General features: G+C 58.2%; 20 protein-coding genes. 4 read left to right on the top strand and 16 right to left on the bottom strand.

The features are described 5' to 3' along the window. Nucleotide 1 precedes the first annotated feature (1 nt). From BLQ41_RS23530 to BLQ41_RS23495, 8 genes are all read right to left on the bottom strand, one after another. Nucleotides 2-706, bottom strand: a complete 705-nt coding sequence (locus BLQ41_RS23530; RefSeq protein WP_090185094.1) for a WecB/TagA/CpsF family glycosyltransferase — start codon at nucleotides 704-706, stop codon at nucleotides 2-4. A gap of 58 nt (nucleotides 707-764) precedes the next feature. Continuing rightward, nucleotides 765-2156 (bottom strand): undecaprenyl-phosphate glucose phosphotransferase, encoded by a 1392-nt coding sequence (locus tag BLQ41_RS23525; RefSeq protein WP_090185091.1) that lies wholly within the window; start codon nucleotides 2154-2156, stop codon nucleotides 765-767. Nucleotides 2157-2299: 143 nt separating this feature from the next. Continuing rightward, nucleotides 2300-4615, bottom strand: a complete 2316-nt coding sequence (locus BLQ41_RS23520; protein ID WP_090185089.1) for a GumC family protein — start codon at nucleotides 4613-4615, stop codon at nucleotides 2300-2302. A gap of 2 nt (nucleotides 4616-4617) precedes the next feature. Further along, entirely contained in the window at nucleotides 4618-5151 is a 534-nt protein-coding gene (locus tag BLQ41_RS23515) for a polysaccharide biosynthesis/export family protein (protein WP_090185086.1), read from the bottom strand. Nucleotides 5152-5163: 12 nt separating this feature from the next. Further along, the gene (locus BLQ41_RS23510) at nucleotides 5164-6324 is read right to left on the bottom strand and encodes an outer membrane beta-barrel protein (protein WP_090185084.1); all 1161 of its coding nucleotides are present in this window, start codon (nucleotides 6322-6324) and stop codon (nucleotides 5164-5166) included. 27 nt (nucleotides 6325-6351) lie between these two features. Further along, entirely contained in the window at nucleotides 6352-6888 is a 537-nt protein-coding gene (gene rfaH, locus BLQ41_RS23505; protein ID WP_090185081.1) for a transcription/translation regulatory transformer protein RfaH, read from the bottom strand. 676 nt (nucleotides 6889-7564) lie between these two features. Beyond that, on the bottom strand, nucleotides 7565-8464 hold the full coding sequence (locus BLQ41_RS23500; RefSeq protein ID WP_090185079.1) for a bestrophin family protein: 900 nt from the start codon (nucleotides 8462-8464) through the stop codon (nucleotides 7565-7567). A 139-nt stretch (nucleotides 8465-8603) separates the two neighbouring features. Further along, nucleotides 8604-9392, bottom strand: a complete 789-nt coding sequence (locus BLQ41_RS23495) for an alpha/beta hydrolase (protein ID WP_090185076.1) — start codon at nucleotides 9390-9392, stop codon at nucleotides 8604-8606. A 74-nt stretch (nucleotides 9393-9466) separates the two neighbouring features. Between BLQ41_RS23495 and BLQ41_RS23490 the strand changes: the two genes are divergently transcribed. Continuing rightward, on the top strand, nucleotides 9467-10411 hold the full coding sequence (locus BLQ41_RS23490) for an aldo/keto reductase (RefSeq protein ID WP_090185073.1): 945 nt from the start codon (nucleotides 9467-9469) through the stop codon (nucleotides 10409-10411). A 5-nt stretch (nucleotides 10412-10416) separates the two neighbouring features. Here BLQ41_RS23490 and BLQ41_RS23485 read toward each other — a convergent pair whose 3' ends face one another. Together BLQ41_RS23485 and BLQ41_RS23480 are read right to left on the bottom strand one after the other, a co-directional pair. Beyond that, a complete protein-coding gene (locus BLQ41_RS23485) occupies nucleotides 10417-11079 on the bottom strand; it encodes a glutathione S-transferase family protein (protein ID WP_090185070.1) in 663 nt (220 codons plus the stop codon). A gap of 106 nt (nucleotides 11080-11185) precedes the next feature. Continuing rightward, nucleotides 11186-12577 carry an aldehyde dehydrogenase family protein gene (locus BLQ41_RS23480; protein ID WP_090185067.1) on the bottom strand — a complete coding sequence of 464 codons (1392 nt, stop codon included), beginning with the start codon at nucleotides 12575-12577 and terminating at the stop codon, nucleotides 11186-11188. Nucleotides 12578-12677: 100 nt separating this feature from the next. Here BLQ41_RS23480 and ptrR point away from each other — a divergent pair, with 100 nt between their 5' ends. Then, entirely contained in the window at nucleotides 12678-13556 is an 879-nt protein-coding gene (ptrR, locus tag BLQ41_RS23475) for a putrescine utilization regulator PtrR (protein ID WP_090185064.1), read from the top strand. Between the two features lie 54 nt (nucleotides 13557-13610). On the opposite strand, the gene msrA is transcribed toward ptrR, so the two are convergent. The 5 genes from msrA to BLQ41_RS23450 all read right to left on the bottom strand — a co-directional run bounded on the left by msrA (nucleotide 13611) and on the right by BLQ41_RS23450 (nucleotide 17073). Continuing rightward, entirely contained in the window at nucleotides 13611-14117 is a 507-nt protein-coding gene (msrA, locus tag BLQ41_RS23470; protein WP_090185062.1) for a peptide-methionine (S)-S-oxide reductase MsrA, read from the bottom strand. Nucleotides 14118-14120: 3 nt separating this feature from the next. Beyond that, the gene (locus BLQ41_RS23465) at nucleotides 14121-14582 is read right to left on the bottom strand and encodes a MarR family winged helix-turn-helix transcriptional regulator (RefSeq protein WP_090185058.1); all 462 of its coding nucleotides are present in this window, start codon (nucleotides 14580-14582) and stop codon (nucleotides 14121-14123) included. Nucleotides 14583-14726: 144 nt separating this feature from the next. Continuing rightward, nucleotides 14727-15179 carry an Ohr family peroxiredoxin gene (locus tag BLQ41_RS23460; RefSeq protein ID WP_090185055.1) on the bottom strand — a complete coding sequence of 151 codons (453 nt, stop codon included), beginning with the start codon at nucleotides 15177-15179 and terminating at the stop codon, nucleotides 14727-14729. Nucleotides 15180-15290: 111 nt separating this feature from the next. Then, nucleotides 15291-15743: an Ohr family peroxiredoxin gene (locus BLQ41_RS23455; protein WP_090185051.1), complete on the bottom strand. Its 453-nt coding sequence runs from the start codon at nucleotides 15741-15743 to the stop codon at nucleotides 15291-15293. 547 nt (nucleotides 15744-16290) lie between these two features. Next, nucleotides 16291-17073, bottom strand: a complete 783-nt coding sequence (locus tag BLQ41_RS23450; RefSeq protein WP_090185048.1) for an SDR family NAD(P)-dependent oxidoreductase — start codon at nucleotides 17071-17073, stop codon at nucleotides 16291-16293. 212 nt (nucleotides 17074-17285) lie between these two features. On the opposite strand from BLQ41_RS23450, the gene BLQ41_RS23445 reads away from it, so the two are divergent. Together BLQ41_RS23445 and BLQ41_RS23440 are read left to right on the top strand one after the other, a co-directional pair. Continuing rightward, on the top strand, nucleotides 17286-17735 hold the full coding sequence (locus tag BLQ41_RS23445; protein ID WP_090185044.1) for a winged helix-turn-helix transcriptional regulator: 450 nt from the start codon (nucleotides 17286-17288) through the stop codon (nucleotides 17733-17735). Between the two features lie 151 nt (nucleotides 17736-17886). Continuing rightward, complete coding sequence (locus BLQ41_RS23440; protein ID WP_090185041.1) at nucleotides 17887-18351, top strand: cupin domain-containing protein; 465 nt, start codon at nucleotides 17887-17889, stop codon at nucleotides 18349-18351. 52 nt (nucleotides 18352-18403) lie between these two features. On the opposite strand, the gene BLQ41_RS23435 is transcribed toward BLQ41_RS23440, so the two are convergent. Continuing rightward, nucleotides 18404-19534 carry a DmpA family aminopeptidase gene (locus BLQ41_RS23435; protein ID WP_090185038.1) on the bottom strand — a complete coding sequence of 377 codons (1131 nt, stop codon included), beginning with the start codon at nucleotides 19532-19534 and terminating at the stop codon, nucleotides 18404-18406. Between the last annotated feature and the right edge of the window lie 40 nt (nucleotides 19535-19574).

Raw genomic sequence — 19574 nt, 5'->3', positions numbered from 1 at the left:
GTCATTCCCCAACGCTGATTGCGACTTTGCGCTGAACGATCATCGCCAGCAGCTGCAGAAAATTGCCGGGATAGTCGATGAGGTAGCGTTTGATCGTATGAGGCTCGCGATACATGCGATAAAACGCGCGCAGGTGCAGGCGATTGATCACGGCCGGGTAATAGTTGCGCGTAGTCATCGCTTCCTGGCGGATGAAGCCGCCGCAGGTAAAGGCGACCCCCCTGAAACCGGCGCGCAACGTTTCCTGCTCGAACTGCTCTTGCAACCCGGCCCCCAGGCCTACGATCAGGATGTTCGCCTGGCTGCGGCAGATGTCGGCCCGGATGCCTTCGGCCTGGTCTGCGTTGAAGTAGCCATGGTGATAACCGGCGATGGCCAGTCCTGGGTAGAGCGTCTTGATCTTGTCGATGAACAGGTCCAGTTCAGCTTGCCGGGCGCCGACGAAATACACGCGCTTGCCCTGTTGCTCGGCGCTGCCCAGGACATGATCGGCAATCGAGGTGAAGTCAAAGCTGACCCGTCCGACCGTCGTGCCCGTTACGCTGGAAATGAATGTCGACATCAGCATGCCGTCGCAAAAAAAAGCGACGGTGCTGGGAGGCTGTTCGAAAAAACTGCCGATGGAGGCAAAGTTAATGAAGGAATAGGCCTGGTTGGCGTCCAGTAACTTCGGTGAGTAATGCCTGACTATTTGCAGCCTGATCATGGAGCGACTCCATTCAGATCAACGGGGAGGTGATGCGGATTTACGATTGGGCGGGGCGTCAGTAGATGTTTTTGGAGAACAACGTGAAGGGGGTCTTGATGAGGATCTTGATGTCCAGCCACAGCGACCATTGGTTGATGTAGTTGAGGTCCTGGGCGACGCGCAGCTGCATCTTTTCCACCGTCTCGGTTTCGCCTCGATGCCCGGTGATCTGGGCCAGCCCGGTAATCCCCGGTTTGAGGCGATGACGGGCCATGTAGGCGCGCACTTTGCCGGTGTAGTAAATGTTGTGGGTGACGGCATGCGGGCGGGGGCCGACCAGGGCCATCTGGCCGAACAGCACATTGAACAGCTGCGGCAGTTCGTCGATGGAACTGCGGCGCAGAAAGCGCCCTAGCGGGGTAACGCGATCATCGTCACGAGTGGCCTGGCGCACCTCGCTATCATCGTGCTGGCGCATCGAACGAAACTTCCAGACCTTGATCACTTCACCGTTGCAGCCGTGGCGACTCTGCTTGAACAGCACGGGGCCCGGGGAGGTCAGCTTGACGGCAATCGCCACCGCCAACAGCAATGGACTGAGCACAATAAGGGCCGTGGCGGCCAGGCTGCGCTCGAACAGGTCCTTGCAAAACAGGCTGGCGGGATGCGAGCTGATCAGACTCTCGTTGAGGTAAATGGCCGGCATCCGCTCGATTTCCGAGATCGAATGATTGAGCAGCACCATGCTGCTGAAATCCGGGATCCACACCACATCGACGTTCATGTCCAGCAGGTCGATGTAGAGCGCTTCGATGGTGGCGGCATGCGCCATATTGAGCACGATGTAGACGCGGCGCACGTTCAGGCGCGTGATGATCTCGCGAATCGCGTCGACGCGCCCCAGCAGCGGCAGAATGCTGGGTGCCGGGCCGCTGTCATCGGCGGCGGCGATGAATCCCAGCACCAGCGCGCGGTTCGGCCTGTTGAGTTTTTTCGCCAGCTCATGGGCGGTCGGGCAGGTGCCGATGATCACTGAGCGACGCTCGTTGCACATCATCCGTGAATGCAATCGGGCGAGGCAGTGCAGGGGCAGAAAACTCGCGGCCTGCACCACAAAGCCCAGCACCATCCAGACGATGATGACCTGGCGCGAGAAAATCGCGCTGGTCTGGGTAATGAACGCAATGGCCGCCAGAATCGCCAGCAGGATCAACCAGGCAGCCAGTAATCGGCCAAGCCCGACCAGCAGGCCATGACGCTTGTGGTAAACCTGCATCATGCTGTAGACCGGCACTGAACCGAGCACGGTCATGATCATCAGAATGCGGTAGTCGCTGGTCAGGGCGCCTACGCGCCAATACACGAGCAGCGTCAGCAGCGAGATGGTCAACGTCATCGCACTCAACCATTGCAGCCAGAACGTCAGGCCTCGGCGGTGTGCGATGTGATGGGTGTATTGCGGTGTCATTTGCTTGACCTCGAGACAGGATGTTCCATAGGCACTGATCGGGAGACACGGCGTGGCTCCCGCCGGGTAGTCCTAAGCTCGGCGGAGGTGATGCAAGTGATGTTGAGGGTGCAAGGAGGTGCAGCAGCCAGCGTGGTCTCGGGCTACCTGGGCACGAGGTCGTAGTTGTAGAACGTGCGGGAATGGTTGTAACCGTACTTGCGAGCCTTGCGCAGATCGACCTGATTGAGCACGGCTCCGAATACCGGAACGTGGCTTTGCTGCAGCATCGCAATGCTTCTCTGCACCTGATTGATCGGCGTGCTGTCGGCCTTGACCACATAGATCACGGCATCTGAATGCCTGGCCAGTAACAACGCATCGCTGATCATTTCTGCTGGCGGTGAATCAATAATGATGTGCCGGTAACGCGACTTGAGCACCTCAAGCATGCGCGCCATCCGCGGTGAGCTGAGCAGGTCCTGCGGCGGCGGCTGGTGTGTCGAATCGTTTGAGTCCGCAGGGGAAGGCAGGCGTGGCGCGCCGAACAGATCCAGAGCGGGAGGCACCATGCTTCCGGCCGGCAACATGTCCAGATTGCCCACCGAGACGATGCAGTCTTCAAGGCGGGCAGTGCCAGCAATCACATTCGCCAGCCCCGGACTATCAGGTGGGAAATCGAAATTCAGCGAGAGCGTCGGCTGGCGCATGTCTGCATCAATCAGCAGCACCCGCTCCAGCGGAGTGAGCGAGCTGGCCAGGTTGTTGGCGATGGTGCTTTTGCCTTCGCCGGCAACGGTCGAGGTGACCAGCACCACTTGCGACGGCATATCACTGCTTTGCAACATCAGCCAGGTGCGCAGGTTGCGAATGGTCTCGGAGAAACGCGGGTTGTCATTGTCTTCGAACAACCGCGCCAGTTGCCGGCGACTTTTCTTCATGACCAAAGGCACCACGCTGAGCAGCGGAATGTTAAGCGTGCTTTCCATCGACTCATCGGTCTTGAAGGTATTGCTAAGTTTGTCCTGGAGTAACGCCAGCGCGACACCGATCATCGCCGCGAGCAAGCCGACGATCCCGACAATCAGGGTTTTGCGTGGTTTGCTCGCTTCCAAAGGCACAATAGCCGGGTCGACGATGCGCACTTTGGTGGAGTCCATGTCGGCGGTGGCGGCGGTTTCCTTCAAGCGAGTGACGAAGGTTTCATACAGCGCTCGGGTGCTGTCGACTTCGCGCTGGAACTCGCGCAACTGGAATTCCTTGCGGGCAATGTCCTGGATCTGCGATTTGTTACTGTTGAAGGATTGGCGTAGCGAGGCCTCACTGGCCGTGGCGAGCTGGTATTGCCGCTCGATCCCGGCAACCACCTGTTGCACCTGCAATTGCAGGCTGGTGGTGGCGGCGCGTAAATCGGACTGCGCGGCAATCAGGCTCGGGTGTTTTGGACCGTAACGTGCGGACAGCTCATCGACCTTGGCTTGCGCCTTGGCTCGATCCGCCTGGAATTGCTGGACCAACGGGTTACTCAAGACCGCCGGCACACTGGACAGTCGGCTCAGGTCGCCATTGCTCAGGGCCTTCGCCTGGCGGTATTCGCTCTCTGCTTCAGCACGGTTGCGACGGGCGTCGACCATGCGATTACCGGTCATTTCCAGTTCGTTGGCGCTGATGGTGGCGACACCGCCAACGTCGACCAGACCTTGCTCTTCCCGGTAGCCCTGAAGCTTTTTCTCAGCCGCACGCAAGTTGTCGCGCAGGTTGATCAGTCGTGTGTTCATCCAGGCCGTGAGGGTCTGCGATGACTTCTCGCTGGTGTCGAGCTGGCTGTCGGTAAAGCTCTGGGCTAGCGAGTTGGCGACAGCCGCCGCGAGATCCGGGTCTGGCAGCTCGACGTCGATTTGCAGCAACTGGCTTTTGCCGACAAATTTGATGTTGGTATGGAGCATGAGGTTCTGCGTGACCTCGTTGAAAATGTCCTCCTCGGTGGGCGGGTTTTTCACCGGTATCAACTTGCTCAACCCTGGCAGCCATTGGTCAAGGTCGAGGTCCGCCAGCCATTGGCGTGGCATGAACCAGGACTTCGGCTGCTGGCGCGGGTCTGTGATCGGGTTGGTCGTCAGGTTGAGTTTTCTCACCGCGCGTTCGGCAAGGTCCCGCGATTGCAGGAGCGCCTGTTGGGTCTGCAAGTATTCGGTGGCGGTGCTGCCTGAATCCTTGACCTGCTGGAAGGACACCGCCGGCGGCGTTTTATCGTTGAACAGCAAGGTGGTGCTGCCGATGTACTGCGGCGTCATAAGGGTGGTGACCACAGCCACCGCCAGCGCACAGCACAGCAGGACCAGCCAGCCGATGCTCCATTTGGCGCGCCAGATCACTCGCCAGACGTTAAGCAGATCAATGGTGTCCTGGTCTTCGCTGTTCTGCTGATGCAGATGCGTTTGAAGAGGACGTTCGACGTAAGTGCTGGGGCTATTGTCCATGATCAGAAGAACCCTTGAGCAATGGAAATGGTGTCGCCGGGGGCAATCGTGGTGCTGCGCGTAACTTCGTCGGTGAGCGTGGTGCCGCCATCACCGCGCACGATGGTCACGCGTTTGATCGAGGCTCGCTCCGTCAAGCCACCGCCCAGGGCGATGGCTTTCTCCAGTGTCAGGCCGGGGACGAATGGGTAACTGCCAGGTTTCTGTACTTCGCCATTGATGTAGAACGAACGGTATTCGATCTGGCTCAAGCTGACTTTCGGGTCGATCAGATAACCTTGTTTAAGTCCGTCGACGATGATCTTTTCAACCTGACCGGGTGTCAGGCCCTTCGCGGATATCTCACCCAGGAACGGGTAGGAAAACGTGCCTGCGTCGCTGAGGCGGATTCTTTTCAGGCTCAATTCCGGTTCGCCAAACACGGTGATGCGCAAGACATCGCCAGCAGCCAGTTTGTATTGGGTCCCGGGGTCTGCTGCATACGTATTGGGTAGAACCGCCAGCGCGAATAACAAACCAAGCGTCTGTGAGTTCATGTCTAAACCCTCTTAGAGGCTTACGTTGAAGCTGATGTGCACCACATTGCGGGTGTAACTTTGATCTTCGGCATCGGAGCTGTTATCGCGGTATCGATAACCGAGTTCGATATCCAGCCAGCGGCGCATCGCGTACATCACGGCCAGGTTGTAGTCCTGAAGGTTGTCCGTGCGACTTTGGCCTTCGTAGACATATCGACCGATCCCTGCTTCGGCCACCGTGGTGATCCGCTCGGTCCAGCCGTGGCGCCAACCGACCTGGGTGAAGGTGGACTTGACGGCCTCGGCGCCATCATCGCCCTCGGCGAGGGCCTGGCGTGCAACGAAGGTGAATGTGGAATAAGTGCGTGGCTTCCATTGCAGGTCTATTTGCCAGGTGGGGTTGTTGAGGTCGTTGGATTGGCTGCTATCGAAGTTCTTTTTCTCATAACCAATGCGGACTTTACCGGTGGTGCGAGCGGTAATGTCCCAAACGGCGCCGGCGAGAACGGCATCGGAATTGCTGCTGCGCGGACTGTTGGATTGCAGGTAATCAAAACGGGTGTGATCGTATTCCAGCAGGCTGCGGGTGTTGCTGCCGAGGCGGTGATACCAGGTGGTGGTCAGGCCGGTGGTGTTGCGCTCTTTGTCGTTGTTGACGCCGTCGGCATTGTCGTAGCGAAGTTCATCGTAATTGGCGCCGAAATCCATCTGATTGTCAGCGCTCCTGGCGCCATAGGTGTAGAGGCCGCCCACGAGTTTGTTGTTGATCTTGTCATTGACGCCTTCGACTGCCGTTGATTCCGTGCTCTGGTATTTATGGTACTCGGCTTCAAGTTTCAGTCGGTGCCTGTCAGTGAACTCCATAATGCTTTGCGCCCCCACCCGTTGAGCCGTGTACGAAGCATCCGGTTCGTCGTGGTAAATATGCTGGGAGGGTTGCCAGATTAATCGCGTGGCGCTGTTGCGATCTTCGGCCTTGAGCTCGAAGGAGGGCAGCAACTGGGTGATCATGGAAGACTGCTTGTTGGTCTCCAGCTCCCGGAAATTATCGTCATAACTTTCTGAAAGCTTGAAGGTCGGTGTGAAGTCCAACCCGTATAAATCGATCGGCGCCGGGCGAATGCTCCAGGCCATTGAGGGGTACAGCGAGGCCATGATCAGTGCAGTAAGGCAACGTGATTTCAAGGCCATGTGATGGCTCCTCGAATAATCAATCAGTCAAATATTGAGCTGCGACGAGGTGTGCTGGCGTTCGAGGTCACTTAACGGCACACAGATAGGCTGCTCGCGATTGAGAAACTGTAGCAGGATCATCACTCGCTCAGCCCCATGCGCAGCGATGAAAACCCCCTCAAGTGTCGACAGCGGTCCGCGGACTATTTGCAGGTGGTCGCCGGGCGTCAGGGGAGGGGCATCATCGGGAATCGAAGATTCGAAACAGCGCGCACGCAGATGCTCGATGACGTTCTCGGACACCGTTGCGGGACCATGATTGAATTCGACGATACGACTGACGCCGCGAGTAGAGCGTATGGGCGCCCAGTTGTCGTTGCCGCCAAGATGGATGAACAGATAGCCGGGGAAAAGTGATTCACGAACCCGCTGCGGTTTGCCGCGAATGACACGATCACTTATCAGCTGAGGGTGGAACACGACATAGTTCTGTTGAATCAGATTGATGTGGGCACGTTCATCCTGGTGAGGTTTGCATTGCAACAGGTACCAGGTGGAACGTTCGCAACTGATTGCAGACATGCTGGTAAACTCCGTACTAATCGAAAGTTTAGGCAGGCAGTGGCTCTATTGGCGTCCCGGAAAGTGTTAAGTCGGACAGTATTATTGTTTTTATGTGGATTACTTGAGCGTGTATCAATAGTGAATCAATCGCTGTTGCGTCCATGCAACAACGAGTTCAATAATTGGGTGTATCTGAGATGGCGTATCGGCTATATGAAGGTGGCGTTTTGCCGTAGGCAAAGCTACCGCACGGTCCATACAAGGGCCTGAAGACAAGAGGTTTTTAAGTTGTCCGGTGAACAGCGAGAGGCGAGTAATAAGCGCTCGCGCCCTGTTCTAATAGACCGTTGTAGTTATCGACCAGTCTTGTCGCCCTGTCAAACGTTCCTCGCCAAAAAACATACCTTTTATCCAATAGTGAATTCGACAGCATTTAACTTATTGTTTTTTGGAAGAATTTTTATTTCGTCGGACGTTTTAAACTTTTGAAGCTATTAATAGTCGGGTGCGAGTGAAGGGAGTGGTGTAATTCCCCAACAGTGGGGGCTTGGAATAAAGTTCAAGCTGCTAGTGCACGCTATAACCAATGAGAGACATTTAATAAGCAATAGCTCTATGAACGTTACTGTAATTGAGAATCACACTTACCGAAGTACACTGTGTGGCGTGGTGTCTGTACTGGCATCAGGTGTTATCACCCCAACACAAAATCCACCGGCTTGAGCACGGGAGGCAGTGGGGTTTCTCCCAGTGCCGCAAGAACCTCCCGCTCGATAGTGCGCACAATGGCATCGATTGGCAGGTCGTTTTCGTCGCGCCCGAACGGGTCCTCCAGCTCATCGCCAATCGCATCCAGGCCGAAAAAGGTGTAGCTGACAATCGCCGTGAAAATCGGCGTCAACCAGCCCAGGGGCTCGGCCATCGCGAAGGGCAGCAAGAAGCAGAACAGGTAGCTGGTTCGATGCAGTAACAAGGTATAGGCGAACGGCAACGGCGTGTGTTTGATGCGTTCGCAGGTCGCCTGCGCCTGGGTCAGGCGAGTCAGATGATTGCTCATGATCGTGTAGCGCCATTCGTTGATCACCCCTGACTCGCTGAGTGTCGAACATTGCTGCCCGACCTGCTGCAATAGGTGTCCGCTGAAGTCTGGGGTGTTGTCTTCCGGCACGACGTCGAGCCAGCGGCCACTGGCCGCGAGTTCATTTTCCAGACGCAGTTTCGCGTTGAGCGCGTGGGCGAACCCGCACAGGTGACGAAGGAGTGTGCGACGTTCGTTTGCGTCCTGGATGATCCGGGTTTCGCGGATCATCGAGCGGATGGCGACCATCACGTCGCCCCAGGCTTTTCGGCCTTCGTACCAGCGGTCATAACAGGCGTTGTTGCGAAAACTCATGAAGATCGAGAGCGACAGACCCAGCAACGTGAACGGTGTCGCGCTGACCTTGGAGAAGTAGCTGGGGTGCAAGGTCTCGACCAGCACGATCACTGACGCGAGCAGCGTCACCATCAGGCAACGCAGGGCAATCCGTTTGGCGATCGAGCCCTTGATCGCACTCATGATGTTGAGGAAGTTCGGTTTGGGTCTGACGATCATGGTGTCCTGCCTACGGGAAATACGTGTGATCCAGATAGTTGATAGCCGGTCGCGCGCAGGCTAAGAGCAAGGGGACCGGCCGTCCAATCACTGTTTATGACCGAATGATCGATGGGCTCTATCACCGCGTCGATTGCCATCACAGCCCTGTGCCCAGCAACGGCAGGTATTGGGGACTCTCGGAGATTGAGTTGTGGCCTACGCCATCGATGACCTGCAGCGTGGCCACGCCTTTGGCGAAGTGGGCGTAGAGCTGCTCGGTACTGGCGCGCGGTATGACTTCGTCGTGTTCGGCCACGATCAACAGCGTTGGTATCGTGATGTGCGCCGCATACTTCCATGATTCAAACCGTTCCTGTAGCAGCCACCTCACCGGAACCCACGGGAACTGGCGCACGGCGAGGTCTTCCAGGCTGTTGTAGGGCGTAATCAGAATCAGGCTTGAAGCCGGGCGTTGACTGGCGAGGCGCACGGCGACGCCTGAACCGAGGCTGCGACCCACCACGGCGATTTGCGGATGGCTGGCGTAGACCTTGTCAAACAGGGTCATGGCATCACGCTGAATCGCCTCCTCGGACGGCGAGCCGGAGCTTGCGCCGAAACCTCGATAGTGCAGCAAGTAAATTGCGTGGTCAGGAAACGCCTGCGCAAATTCGGACAGGTTACGCGAAACATCCTCGGCATTGCCGCCGAAATAGATCAACGCCTTGGGACCGTTGTGCGGCCTGACGGACACCTGCACTTGGGCATCGTCGACCGTCAGCATCAGCACCGATTCCGGCGTCTGGATGGCGCTGGGTCGCGGGTAGTAGATCAGCGCGCGCTGAAACAGGAACAGCGCCGCACACAGCGTCAGGTACAACGCTGCCAGGATGACGACGATGAGCATCAGGATTCGTGGCATTCGGCTAACTTTAGTGGGCGACATTGACGGCTCTGGGCTCAGGGATGCAATCCATTGGATCGGAGCCAGAGTCTAGTTCATCGGTAGAGCGCCATTCCATGAGCCACACTGATGGGTACACGCGTCGACAACTGCTCACGCTGCTTGCCGGTGCTTCGGCGGTTTTCACCTTCGACCCGGCCTTTGCAGTCTCTGCGCCGTCGACGGAAACAGGAGGCAAGAACATGCTGACCCGGTCCATACCTTCCAGCAACGAGCCATTGCCCATCGTCGGGTTGGGGACGTATCGCGGGTTCGATGTCGAGCCTTCCAGTGCGGCCTACAAACAACTGCCCGCCGTGCTGCGCGCGTTGTTCGAGAAGGGCGGGACGGTCATCGACAGCTCGCCCATGTACGGTCGCGCCGAACAGACCACCGGTGAATTGTTGTCGATCCATGAGCCGCGATCGCCGGCCTTTCTGGCCACCAAGGTCTGGACCCGTGGCCGCGAAGAAGGCATCGCGCAGATGGAGCAGTCCTTCAAGCTGCTGCAAACCGACCGCATCGATCTGATGCAGATCCACAATCTTCTGGACTGGCAAACCCACCTGCCGACCTTGCGTGAATGGAAGCAAGAAGGGCGCATCCGCTACATCGGCATCACCCATTACACCGCGTCGGCGTATGACGAGGTGGAAGCGGTGCTCAAGGCCGAACCGCTGGATTTTTTACAGATCAACTATGCCCTGGATGATCGCGGCGTCGAAAAACGCATCCTGCCCCTGTGTCGCGAACGTGGCGTGGCGGTGATCTGTAATCGGCCGTTCGGCGGTGGTGGTTTGCTCGCCCGCTTGAAGGACAAACCGTTACCCCGTTGGGCGGCGGATGTCAGGGTCAACAGTTGGCCGCAAATGGCGCTGAAGTTTCTCCTGGCTCACTCGGCGGTGACTTGCGTGATTCCCGGCACCGGCAATCCGCGCTACATGGCAGACAATGCCGGTGCCGGTTTCGGGCCGATGCTGACCGGCGCGCAGCGCGAGCAGTTGATCGATATCGTCAAATGAGTGCGCTAGCGAAACCGCTCCGGGATGGCCTCGGCGAACGGAAACATCGAGAAGTAGGGCTTGGCTTCGTCAAGGACTCGCCGCACTGACGGCCGTGCCATCAACCGCTCGAAATAAGCCTGCAAGTGATGGTGATCGTCGTGGAACGGCTGGAGTGTGCTGGCATAGAACAAGGCCGGGGCCGCCGCGCAATCGGCCAGGCTGAAATCCGCGCTGGCCGCCCATATTCGGGAGGCCATCTGGCGTTCGAGCATGCTGTACGCCGTGTCCAGCGCCGCGCGTTCCCTGGTCAGATCGCCGTGGGCCGAGCGCAGGCGATCAAGGACAATCTGATGCATCGGCCCCTGAACATGGTTGTCGAAAAGCCGGTCCCAGAGCCGAACCTCCAATGCGCTGTCCCAATCGCCGGAAATCAGCGGGTTGGCGCCTGGGAAAAACCGGTCCAGGTACTCAATGATGATGGTCGATTCCGCCACCGTTCGCTGGCGAGCGGCGTCATGGATGACCGGGAACTTGCCGAGTGGCCACAGTGCTTGAAGCTCTGCTCGCTGCGCTACGTCCCCCAGATCGATGATTCGCCTGTCGAAGTCGGTAGCGTTTTCATACAGCGCGATCAGCACCTTGTGGCAGTACGACGACAACGGATGGTAGTAAAGCGTCAACGACATCTTCAAATCCTCCCGCAGAGTTTGCCTTCAACAGCATAGTCGCTACGCGGGGCGGTTCGAATGCCGTTGCCTGGGTGTTAAATGACACCCAGGCAACCGGGGGCGATCAGCGGCGATCCAGCCACACCGTCTGCGCGTTGCAGAACTCGCGTACGCCGAAGTGCGACAACTCACGACCAAAACCGCTTTTCTTCACGCCGCCGAAGGTCACGCGTGGATCGCTGGCGCAGTAGCCATTGATGAATACACCACCCGTTTCCAGTTCGCTGGTCAATTGCTCGGCCAGTTCGACATTGCGCGTATAGATCGTTGCGGCGAGGCCGAACTCACTGTCGTTCGCCAATTCCAGCGCATGGGCTGCATCGCGAGCGGTGATGATCGAGGCCACCGGGCCAAACAGTTCCTGTTTGAACGAGGTCATCTGGTCGGTGACGTTTGCGAAGACCGTCGGCTCGTAGAAGTTGCCCGGGCCTTCGGCCTTCTTGCCGCCCATCAACAACGTCGCCCCTTCCTCCAGGGTGTCGCGTACCTGTTGATCCAGTTCATCACGCAGATCAAAGCGTGCCATCGGACCGATGTAAGTCTCGCTCGCCAGTGGATCACCGACCACCAGTTTGCCGGTCGCTTCGACGAACTTGCGCGTGAATTCCTCGACGATGCCTTGCTCGACAATCAGGCGCTTGGCTGCCGCGCAGACTTGCCCGGTGTTTTGATAGCGACCAATCACGGCGGCTTTGACCGCTTCGTCGAGGTCGGCATCGTTGAGCACGATGAACGGGTCGGAACCGCCCAGCTCCAGGACACATTTTTTCAATGCAGCACCGGCCTGCGCGCCGATGGCCATGCCGGCGCGCACGCTGCCGGTGAGGGTGACCGCAGCGATGCGCGAGTCTTTGATCGCCGTGGAAACGCCTTCTGGTGTGACGTTGATGACTTCAAACACACCTTCAGGGAAGTCGGCTTGCTTGAAGGCTTCAAGCAGCAAATACGCGCTGCCCATCACGTTCGGTGCATGCTTGAGCACGTAGGTGTTGCCCGCAATCAACGCTGGAACGGCGCCGCGCAGGACCTGCCAGATCGGGAAGTTCCACGGCATCACCGCGAGAATCGGGCCGAGCGGGCGGTATTCAATGCGCGCTTTGCCACCTTCAACCAGCGTCGGTTCGGCGTTGAGCATGGCCGGGCCGTGTTCGGCATACCACTCGCACAGTTGCGCGCATTTTTCGATTTCGCCACGGGCCTGGGTGATCGGCTTGCCCATTTCCAGGGTGATCATGTTGGCCATGGCTGCCGAGTTGTCGCGCAAGGCCTTGGCCAGAACGATCAACAGCTGCGCGCGTTGCGCCACCGGCTTGCTGCGCCAGGCACGGAACCCGGTCGCGGCTCGCGCCAGTGCGGCTTGCAGCGTCGAATCGGATTCAAACGCGTAGTGACCAATCTGTTCGCCATTGGCGGGGTTGATCGAAATGGCATGGGTAAGGCTGGAAACGTTGGTCATGGCACCGTCCTGCGAGGTGGGGATGTGCTCAGATTACGGCGGTGTTAATTTTCTGGAAACTGAATAATACTGAGCATATCGTTCACGTTTGGAGAATGACTTGGATCTGGTTCAGCTCGAGATATTCAAAGCTGTCGCCGAGCACGGCAGCATCAGCGTGGCCGCCCAGCATATCCATCGGGTGCCATCGAACCTGACGACGCGCATTAAACAGCTTGAGCTGGATTTGGGCGTGGACCTGTTTATTCGCGAGAAAAGCCGCCTGCGCCTGTCACCGGCCGGTTGGAGCTTTCTCGACTATGCCCGGCGCATTCTTGACCTGGTCCAGGAAGCCCGGGCGACGGTCGCCGGTGAAGAACCGCAAGGATCGTTTCCGCTGGGGTCGCTCGAAAGCACGGCGGCGGTGCGTATTCCCGAACTGCTGGCCGCCTATAACCAGAAACACGCCAAGGTCGAACTGGACCTGTCCACCGGACCTTCCGGGACCATGATCGATGGCGTGTTGTCGGGGCGATTGGCTGCTGCGTTTGTCGACGGCCCGGTATTGCACCCGGCGCTGGAGGGCGTGCCGGCCTTCGAGGAAGAGATGGTGCTGATCGCACCGCTCCACCATTCGCCCATCCAGCGTGCGCAGGATGTGAACGGCGAAAACATCTACGCCTTCCGTTCCAATTGCTCCTACCGCCACCACTTCGAAAGCTGGTTCGCCAACGACGCGGCGGTGCCCGGCAAGATTTTCGAGATGGAGTCCTATCACGGCATGTTGGCCTGCGTCAGTGCCGGTGCCGGCCTCGCGCTGATGCCGCGTAGCATGCTCGAAAGCATGCCGGGCTGCAGCACCGTGAGCATCTGGCCGTTGTCGCAATCGTTCCGTTATTTGTGCACCTGGCTGGTGTGGCGCAGGGGCACGGTGTCGCAGAGCCTGACGATGTTTGTGCGTTTGCTGGAAGAGCGCGGTGTGGTTCAGCACGCAACCTGATACCGCATTTGCATAATCCCCGAGGGCCAGTGCCGGCTCCCGGGGATTTTTGCATCAAGCGCGTTTCGGCAGTTTCCAGTTTGGCCGAATGAAATGGCAGGTGTAGCCGCTGGGCAATCTTTCCAGGTAGTCCTGATGCTCCGGCTCTGCTTCCCAGAACGGACCGGCAGGCACGATTTCAGTCACGACCCTGCCCGGCCACAGACCGGAGGCATCGACATCGGCCGCCGTGTCTTCGGCTATCGCTCGTTGGTCTTCATTCAAATAGAAAATCGCTGAGCGGTAGCTGAGGCCGATGTCGTTACCCTGACGATTGGCGGTCGACGGATCATGAATCTGGAAGAAGAACTCGAGGATCTGCCGATAGCTGGTGACGCTCGGGTCGAACACAATCTCGATCGCTTCGGCGTGAGTGCCATGGTTGCGGTAAGTGGCGTTGGGCACATCGCCGCCGGAGTAACCGACTCGCGTCGACACCACGCCGGGTTGTTTCCTCAGCAAATCCTGCATGCCCCAGAAGCAGCCACCGGCCAGAAGTGCAGTTTCAGTGTGCGTGGTCATTGCTTACTCCTCAGTGTTCATTGATTTGATCAAGTTATTACGCAGCTTCACGATCGACTTCTGCAATTGCGTGAACTCCTCTTGCGTCAGGCCCGTCGCGCCGGACAGCCCGGTTTCCGGCTGATCTTCGCGCAACGCCTTGCCTTGTTTCGTCAGGTTGATTCGCACCTGACGCTCGTCTTCAGGATCGCGCTGGCGTTGCAGGAAACCCATTGCTTCGAGCTTTTTCAGGATCGGCGTGAGCGTGTTCGATTCCAGAAACAGCTTTTCGCCGAGACTGCCGACGGTCTGATTGTCCTGCTCCCACAATGCCACGATGGTGATGTATTGCGTGTAAGTCAGGCCCAGCCGTTCGAGGATCGGCTTGTATGCCTTGCCGAACGCGAGGTTGGTTGAATAGACCGCAAAACACAGAAAGTCGGAAAGTTTCAGGTCGGCGGGTACGGCGTCTTGGGTGGATTTCATGGAAGCCTCATTCGTCGAAGACTGCTGTCGCGCAATCCTGAAATATACCTCGTGTGCGATGGTATCGTAAGTGCTCTATGTTTGTGTGTGATCAACGGCAGGTGACGGGTTCGACACAGGATGCCGAACCCGTCGTGCGCTGCATCACGCCGTGAGGACCTTCAAGTCCACGTCGATGTTGCCACGAGTTGCCTTCGAGTACGGGCAGATCTGGTCGGCGGTGTGCGCCAGCGTCTTTGCGATGTTGTCCGACAGGCCGGGTACGCGCAGGGTCAAACGAGCTTGAAGGAAGTAGTCCTGACCGGTCTGGCCTACGTCGACTTCGATGTCGACGGACATATCGGACGGCAGCACCACATTCAGATCATTGGCCACCAGCCCGACGGCGGCGGTGTAGCAGGCCGACCAGGCGCCAGCGAACAGTTGCTCGGCAGCCGGGTGAGGCTGGGTGGCGGCGAAAACGTGCGCAGGCTGTGTGTTGCCGGGCGACGAGAGCGCGATGTCGAGGCTGCCATTGTGGCCGCGCGAGGTGTTGCCGGTGCTGCTGGCGGTGGTGTGGGTTTTGCCGGTGGCCAGTACTTTTTCGATCTTGCTCATGGGTGATTACCTGAATGCTTTAATTGAATTTGTGTTTCACGTGCGATTATATCGCATACGATATATCTGATGTTTCTAGAAGCCCAAAAGGTGTTAAACCTTCACGGTATTTCAGTCCGTGAGAACGTTCAGCGCCACCTCGATGTTTCCGCGGGTCGCCTTGGAGTACGGGCAGATCTGGTCGGCAGCGTGGGCGATTTCTGTTGCTACTGCGTGATCCAAACCCGGAGCGCGCAGTGTCAGGCGTGCTTGCAGGAAGTAAGCGTCGCCGGTCTGGCCCAGGTCGACTTCGATGTCGACGGACAGGTCCGCAGGAAGCTCGACGTTTCTCTGACTGGCGGCGAGGCCGACGGCGGCGATGTAGCAGGCCGACCATGCGCCAGCAAACAGTTGCTCGGCTTTCGGGTGCGGTTGGGTGCCTTTGAATTCATGGACTGGCTTGTCGCTGCCCGGCGACGACAGCACGATGTCGAGGGCGCCGTTATGGCCGCGCGAGGTGACGCCGGCGCTGCTCAGGGTGGTGTGGGTTTTGCCGGAGGCCAGTACTTTCTCGATCTTGCTCATGGGGTGAATCCTCAACGTTAGGTTCGATAAGATTTGTTGGTCGTATGCGTTTAGATCGCATCCGATGGAAATAATATTCGCGCAGGCGCCAAGTGAAGTCAACGGGCATGGGCGGTCTTGTCGATGAATGGTCGAAAGACTGGGAGGGTGATCGGACATCGCAAAACGAAAAAGCCCGCACAAGGCGGGCTTTGGAATCGAGTAGGTGGCCAGCGCTGGTCTCTGGCTTACGAGATTTATCAGGCTTCTGACAGAACAGTCTTGTGCTGTCTTGCTTCACACGGCATAAGGGCTGGATCTCACCTCGGAGATCTTTCTAACCGTGTACCCTTAGGAGCGCGCCCCACGCTTCCTCGCTATCCTCTTGCGCATCAGTCTGCGTCTTCACCTACAAAATTCAGATTAGCAAAGCTTGCGAAACGCGCCTCTGGATTTTTAGACCGATTTCATCCTTGAGGTACGCCCACAGGATGGAAAAATGCTATCGATTACAACGCGGTGCAGCCTGCGAGCTACACAGGCTGCACGCGACGTCCTCACCTTTTCGTTATGCCTGCCAGTTTTTCCGGTGAGCAGGTGCGCCCATGGGTGAACTGGTTGCAGCGCCATCGACGACGATCTCTGCGCCGACCACGTTTGAAGAATCGCTGGAGGCGAGGAACAGCGCGACCGAGGCGACTTCTTCGGCTTCACCGATGCGACCCAGCGGAATGGTGGTGATCAGTTTTTCCTCCAGCGCATCCATGCCGACCTTGACCGCGTGTGGGTTCCATACCGGTGTTCGCGCCGCGCCAGGGGTAATCTGATTGACGCGAATACCCCGTGGCGCAAATTCGGCGGCCATCACGCGTGTCATGGCACGAACCGCGGCTTTACTGGCCGCGTAGGCGCTGTAGCCCGGCCATCCCATGATGGCGTGCACCGAACCGTTCAAGATGATCGAGGCACCCGGATTGAGGTGCGGCTCGGTCGCTTGCACGGTGAAAAACGTGCCGGTGAGGTTGGTTTGGATAATGTTCTGGAAGGTCTCCAATGAGGTTCCGCCGACCGGGGTTTGCCCGGCAATGCCGGCATTGGCGAACACAATATCCAGCTTGCCGAAGGCGGCGACGGCCTCGGTGACGGCGCGCTCGATCTCACTCACATCCGTCAGGTCGGCCTTGATTGCCAACAGGTTTGGTCCGAGTGCTTCCCTGGCTTCATCCAGGGTTTTTTGACTGCGACCGGTGATCGCCACTTTTGCGCCTTCGGCGATGAACAGTTTGGCGGTGGCCAGGCCCAGGCCGCTGTTGCCGCCGGTGATGAATGCAGTTTTTCCAGCCAGTTTCATGAGGACTCTCCTGCGGTTTTATTATGCAACCATTGATGACGAAGTGACTGTGCGTCTGGCACAGCCATGAGCTACCTGAGATCAGGTTCATGGTTTCATGATGAAACCAAGTGGTGTTATTTCTACCAGCGCCGGTTGTATTATGCAACCACCTACCGGACTAACGGATGTGCGCCAGTACCGGTGGCCTTTTCTGCTGGAGGTTTATAGACGTGAAACGCAAAAGTTTGCAGGGCAGTCCCTGTCCCGTCGCTCGATCCCTGGATCTCATTGGCGATTGGTGGTCGTTGCTGATCATCCGTGATGCGCTTTCAGGCACGAAACGCTTCAGTGATTTTCAGAAAAATCTGGATGTCGCGAAAAACATTTTGAGCACCCGCCTCAAAAGCCTGGTGGCAGAGGGCGTGATGCGCATGGAACCGGCGGCTGACGGGAGTATTTACAAGGAGTACGTGCTGACCGAAAAGGGCAGGGCGTTGCAGACCGTGCTGATTGCGCTGTCGCAATGGGGCAACGAGTTTTTGTACGAGCCCGGCGAACCGGGATCGGTCATGGTCGATGCAAAAGACCGCAAGCCACTGCAGAAACTGCAATTGGTTTCGACGGACGGGCGTCAGCTCAAGCCAGAAGATATCGTGACCAAATTGGGCGTACCGCACTGACAGCTGCACCCAGGTTTGTATCTGAACGTATCCCCGGTGCTGGCAGCCAACCTGGCATACAAATTCATGCTTGGTTGACACTTGCGCGATACACAGCGACCTCGTAATGCAGCTCTCGCCGGCCTTGCCGTGCATCCATCGGAGAGTCGAGATGTCCCGTATCAATTCCAGTAACATCGCCAGCAAACTCGGCATCGCCCTGGCTGTCGTCGTATCGCTCAGCGCATTCGCGAGTTTCTCTCACGCCGAAGACGCGAAGGCTCCCGCGCAAGCCGCGCCGACAAAAAGCTGGCAGGCAGGGCTGCATCGCACGGATCTGTTGCGCCAGGACCTCGACGTCTCCGGGCGCGAAGTGATCCAGGTGCTGGTGGATTTCGATGCAGGCGTGGCATCCCCCAAACACTCTCATCCAGGGGTTGAAGTGGCCCACGTCATCTCGGGTACGTTCGAGTATCAGCTTGAAGGGCGGGCCCCGGTCACGCTCAAGGCGGGCGATTCCTTGTACATCCCCGCCGGCACCGCACACGTTGCCAAGAACGTCGGTAACGGCAAAGCCTCGGAACTGGCGACTTACATCGTGACGAAAGACGTGCCGCTGGTGGTGCTGGAGCAGTAAGCGATGGACGCCCGATGCGCGTTGTACCGGGCGTCATACTTAAACCGCGCGTTTAGAGACTGGCTGTCGTATCTCCGGGCCACCCAGCCTGACGCAGGGCCTTGAGCAGTGTTTTCTCATCCAGACCCGGTACGGCGTGACCGTTGCCTTCCGTCGTTTCAGCGGCCAGCAGGGCGTTGATGATGGCTTCTTCGACCGCTTCGGTTGCGGCCAGGAACAACTCGCTGATGTGGTCATTGTTGACCATGCGCAAGTTGTCGCAGGTTGGCGCGCCTTTGCCTTCATAGGCCGCTGGCGGCACGTGCTGATTACCGGTGGCGAAGGCGATGAAAATGTCGCCGCTGTGGTCTTCGTTGCCGCCGCCGGTGCGGGCAAGGCCCAGGCTGGCGCGTTGTGCCAGGCGCGTGCATTGATGTGGCAGCAACGGCGCATCGGTGGCCAGGCAAACGACGATTGAACCCATCCCCGGATGAGGCAGCGATGCCCTGAGAAACGGCGAGTCGGCCTTTTCGATGTACCGCCCGACCGGGTAACCGTCGACGCGCAATTCGTTGCGAATACCATGGTTGGCCTGGACGATAGCGCCGACGGTCCAGCCGCCCTGTGCCTTGCTCAACTGCCGCGAGGATGTGCCGATGCCGCCCTTGAATTCGTGGCAGATCATCCCGCTGCCGCCGCCCACGGCACCTTCCGTAACAGCGCCGCCCACTGCGTTGCGTTGCGCTTGGGCCACGTGTTCGGGCTTCACATGAAAACCGTTGATGTCGCTGAGCAGGCCGTCGTAGGTCTCCAGCACCACAGGCATGTTCCAGTAAAGTCGGCCGTCATCAGGTTGGGTTTCGCGATCCAGCGCAATCAGCGCATCACGCACCACGCCCAGGCTGTGAGTGTTGGTGAAGGCAATCGGGCTGGTCAGTAGCCCGGCTTCGCGAATCCACTCAAGACCGGTGGCGTCGCCATTGCCGTTGAGCACATGGACGCCGGCAAAACACGGTTGCTGATTGGTCGACCCGGCACGCGGTTCGATCAGGGTGACACCGGTGAAGATGTCACGGCCGCTGGCGGTGCGTCCGCGCACATCGCTGTGGCCGACGCGCACGCCTGGCACATCGGTGATGGCATTGAGGGGGCCGGGTTGCAGTTGGCCGAACTGGATGTTCAAGTCGCGGGCACGTGGTTTCATCGTTTCTCTCATGTTCATCGAATAGTTAATTCACAAGGGA

It is taken from the genome of Pseudomonas arsenicoxydans, assembly GCF_900103875.1.
Classification (GTDB): Bacteria; Pseudomonadota; Gammaproteobacteria; order Pseudomonadales; family Pseudomonadaceae; genus Aquipseudomonas; species Aquipseudomonas arsenicoxydans.
This window is presented reverse-complemented; position numbering and strand designations above follow the sequence as displayed.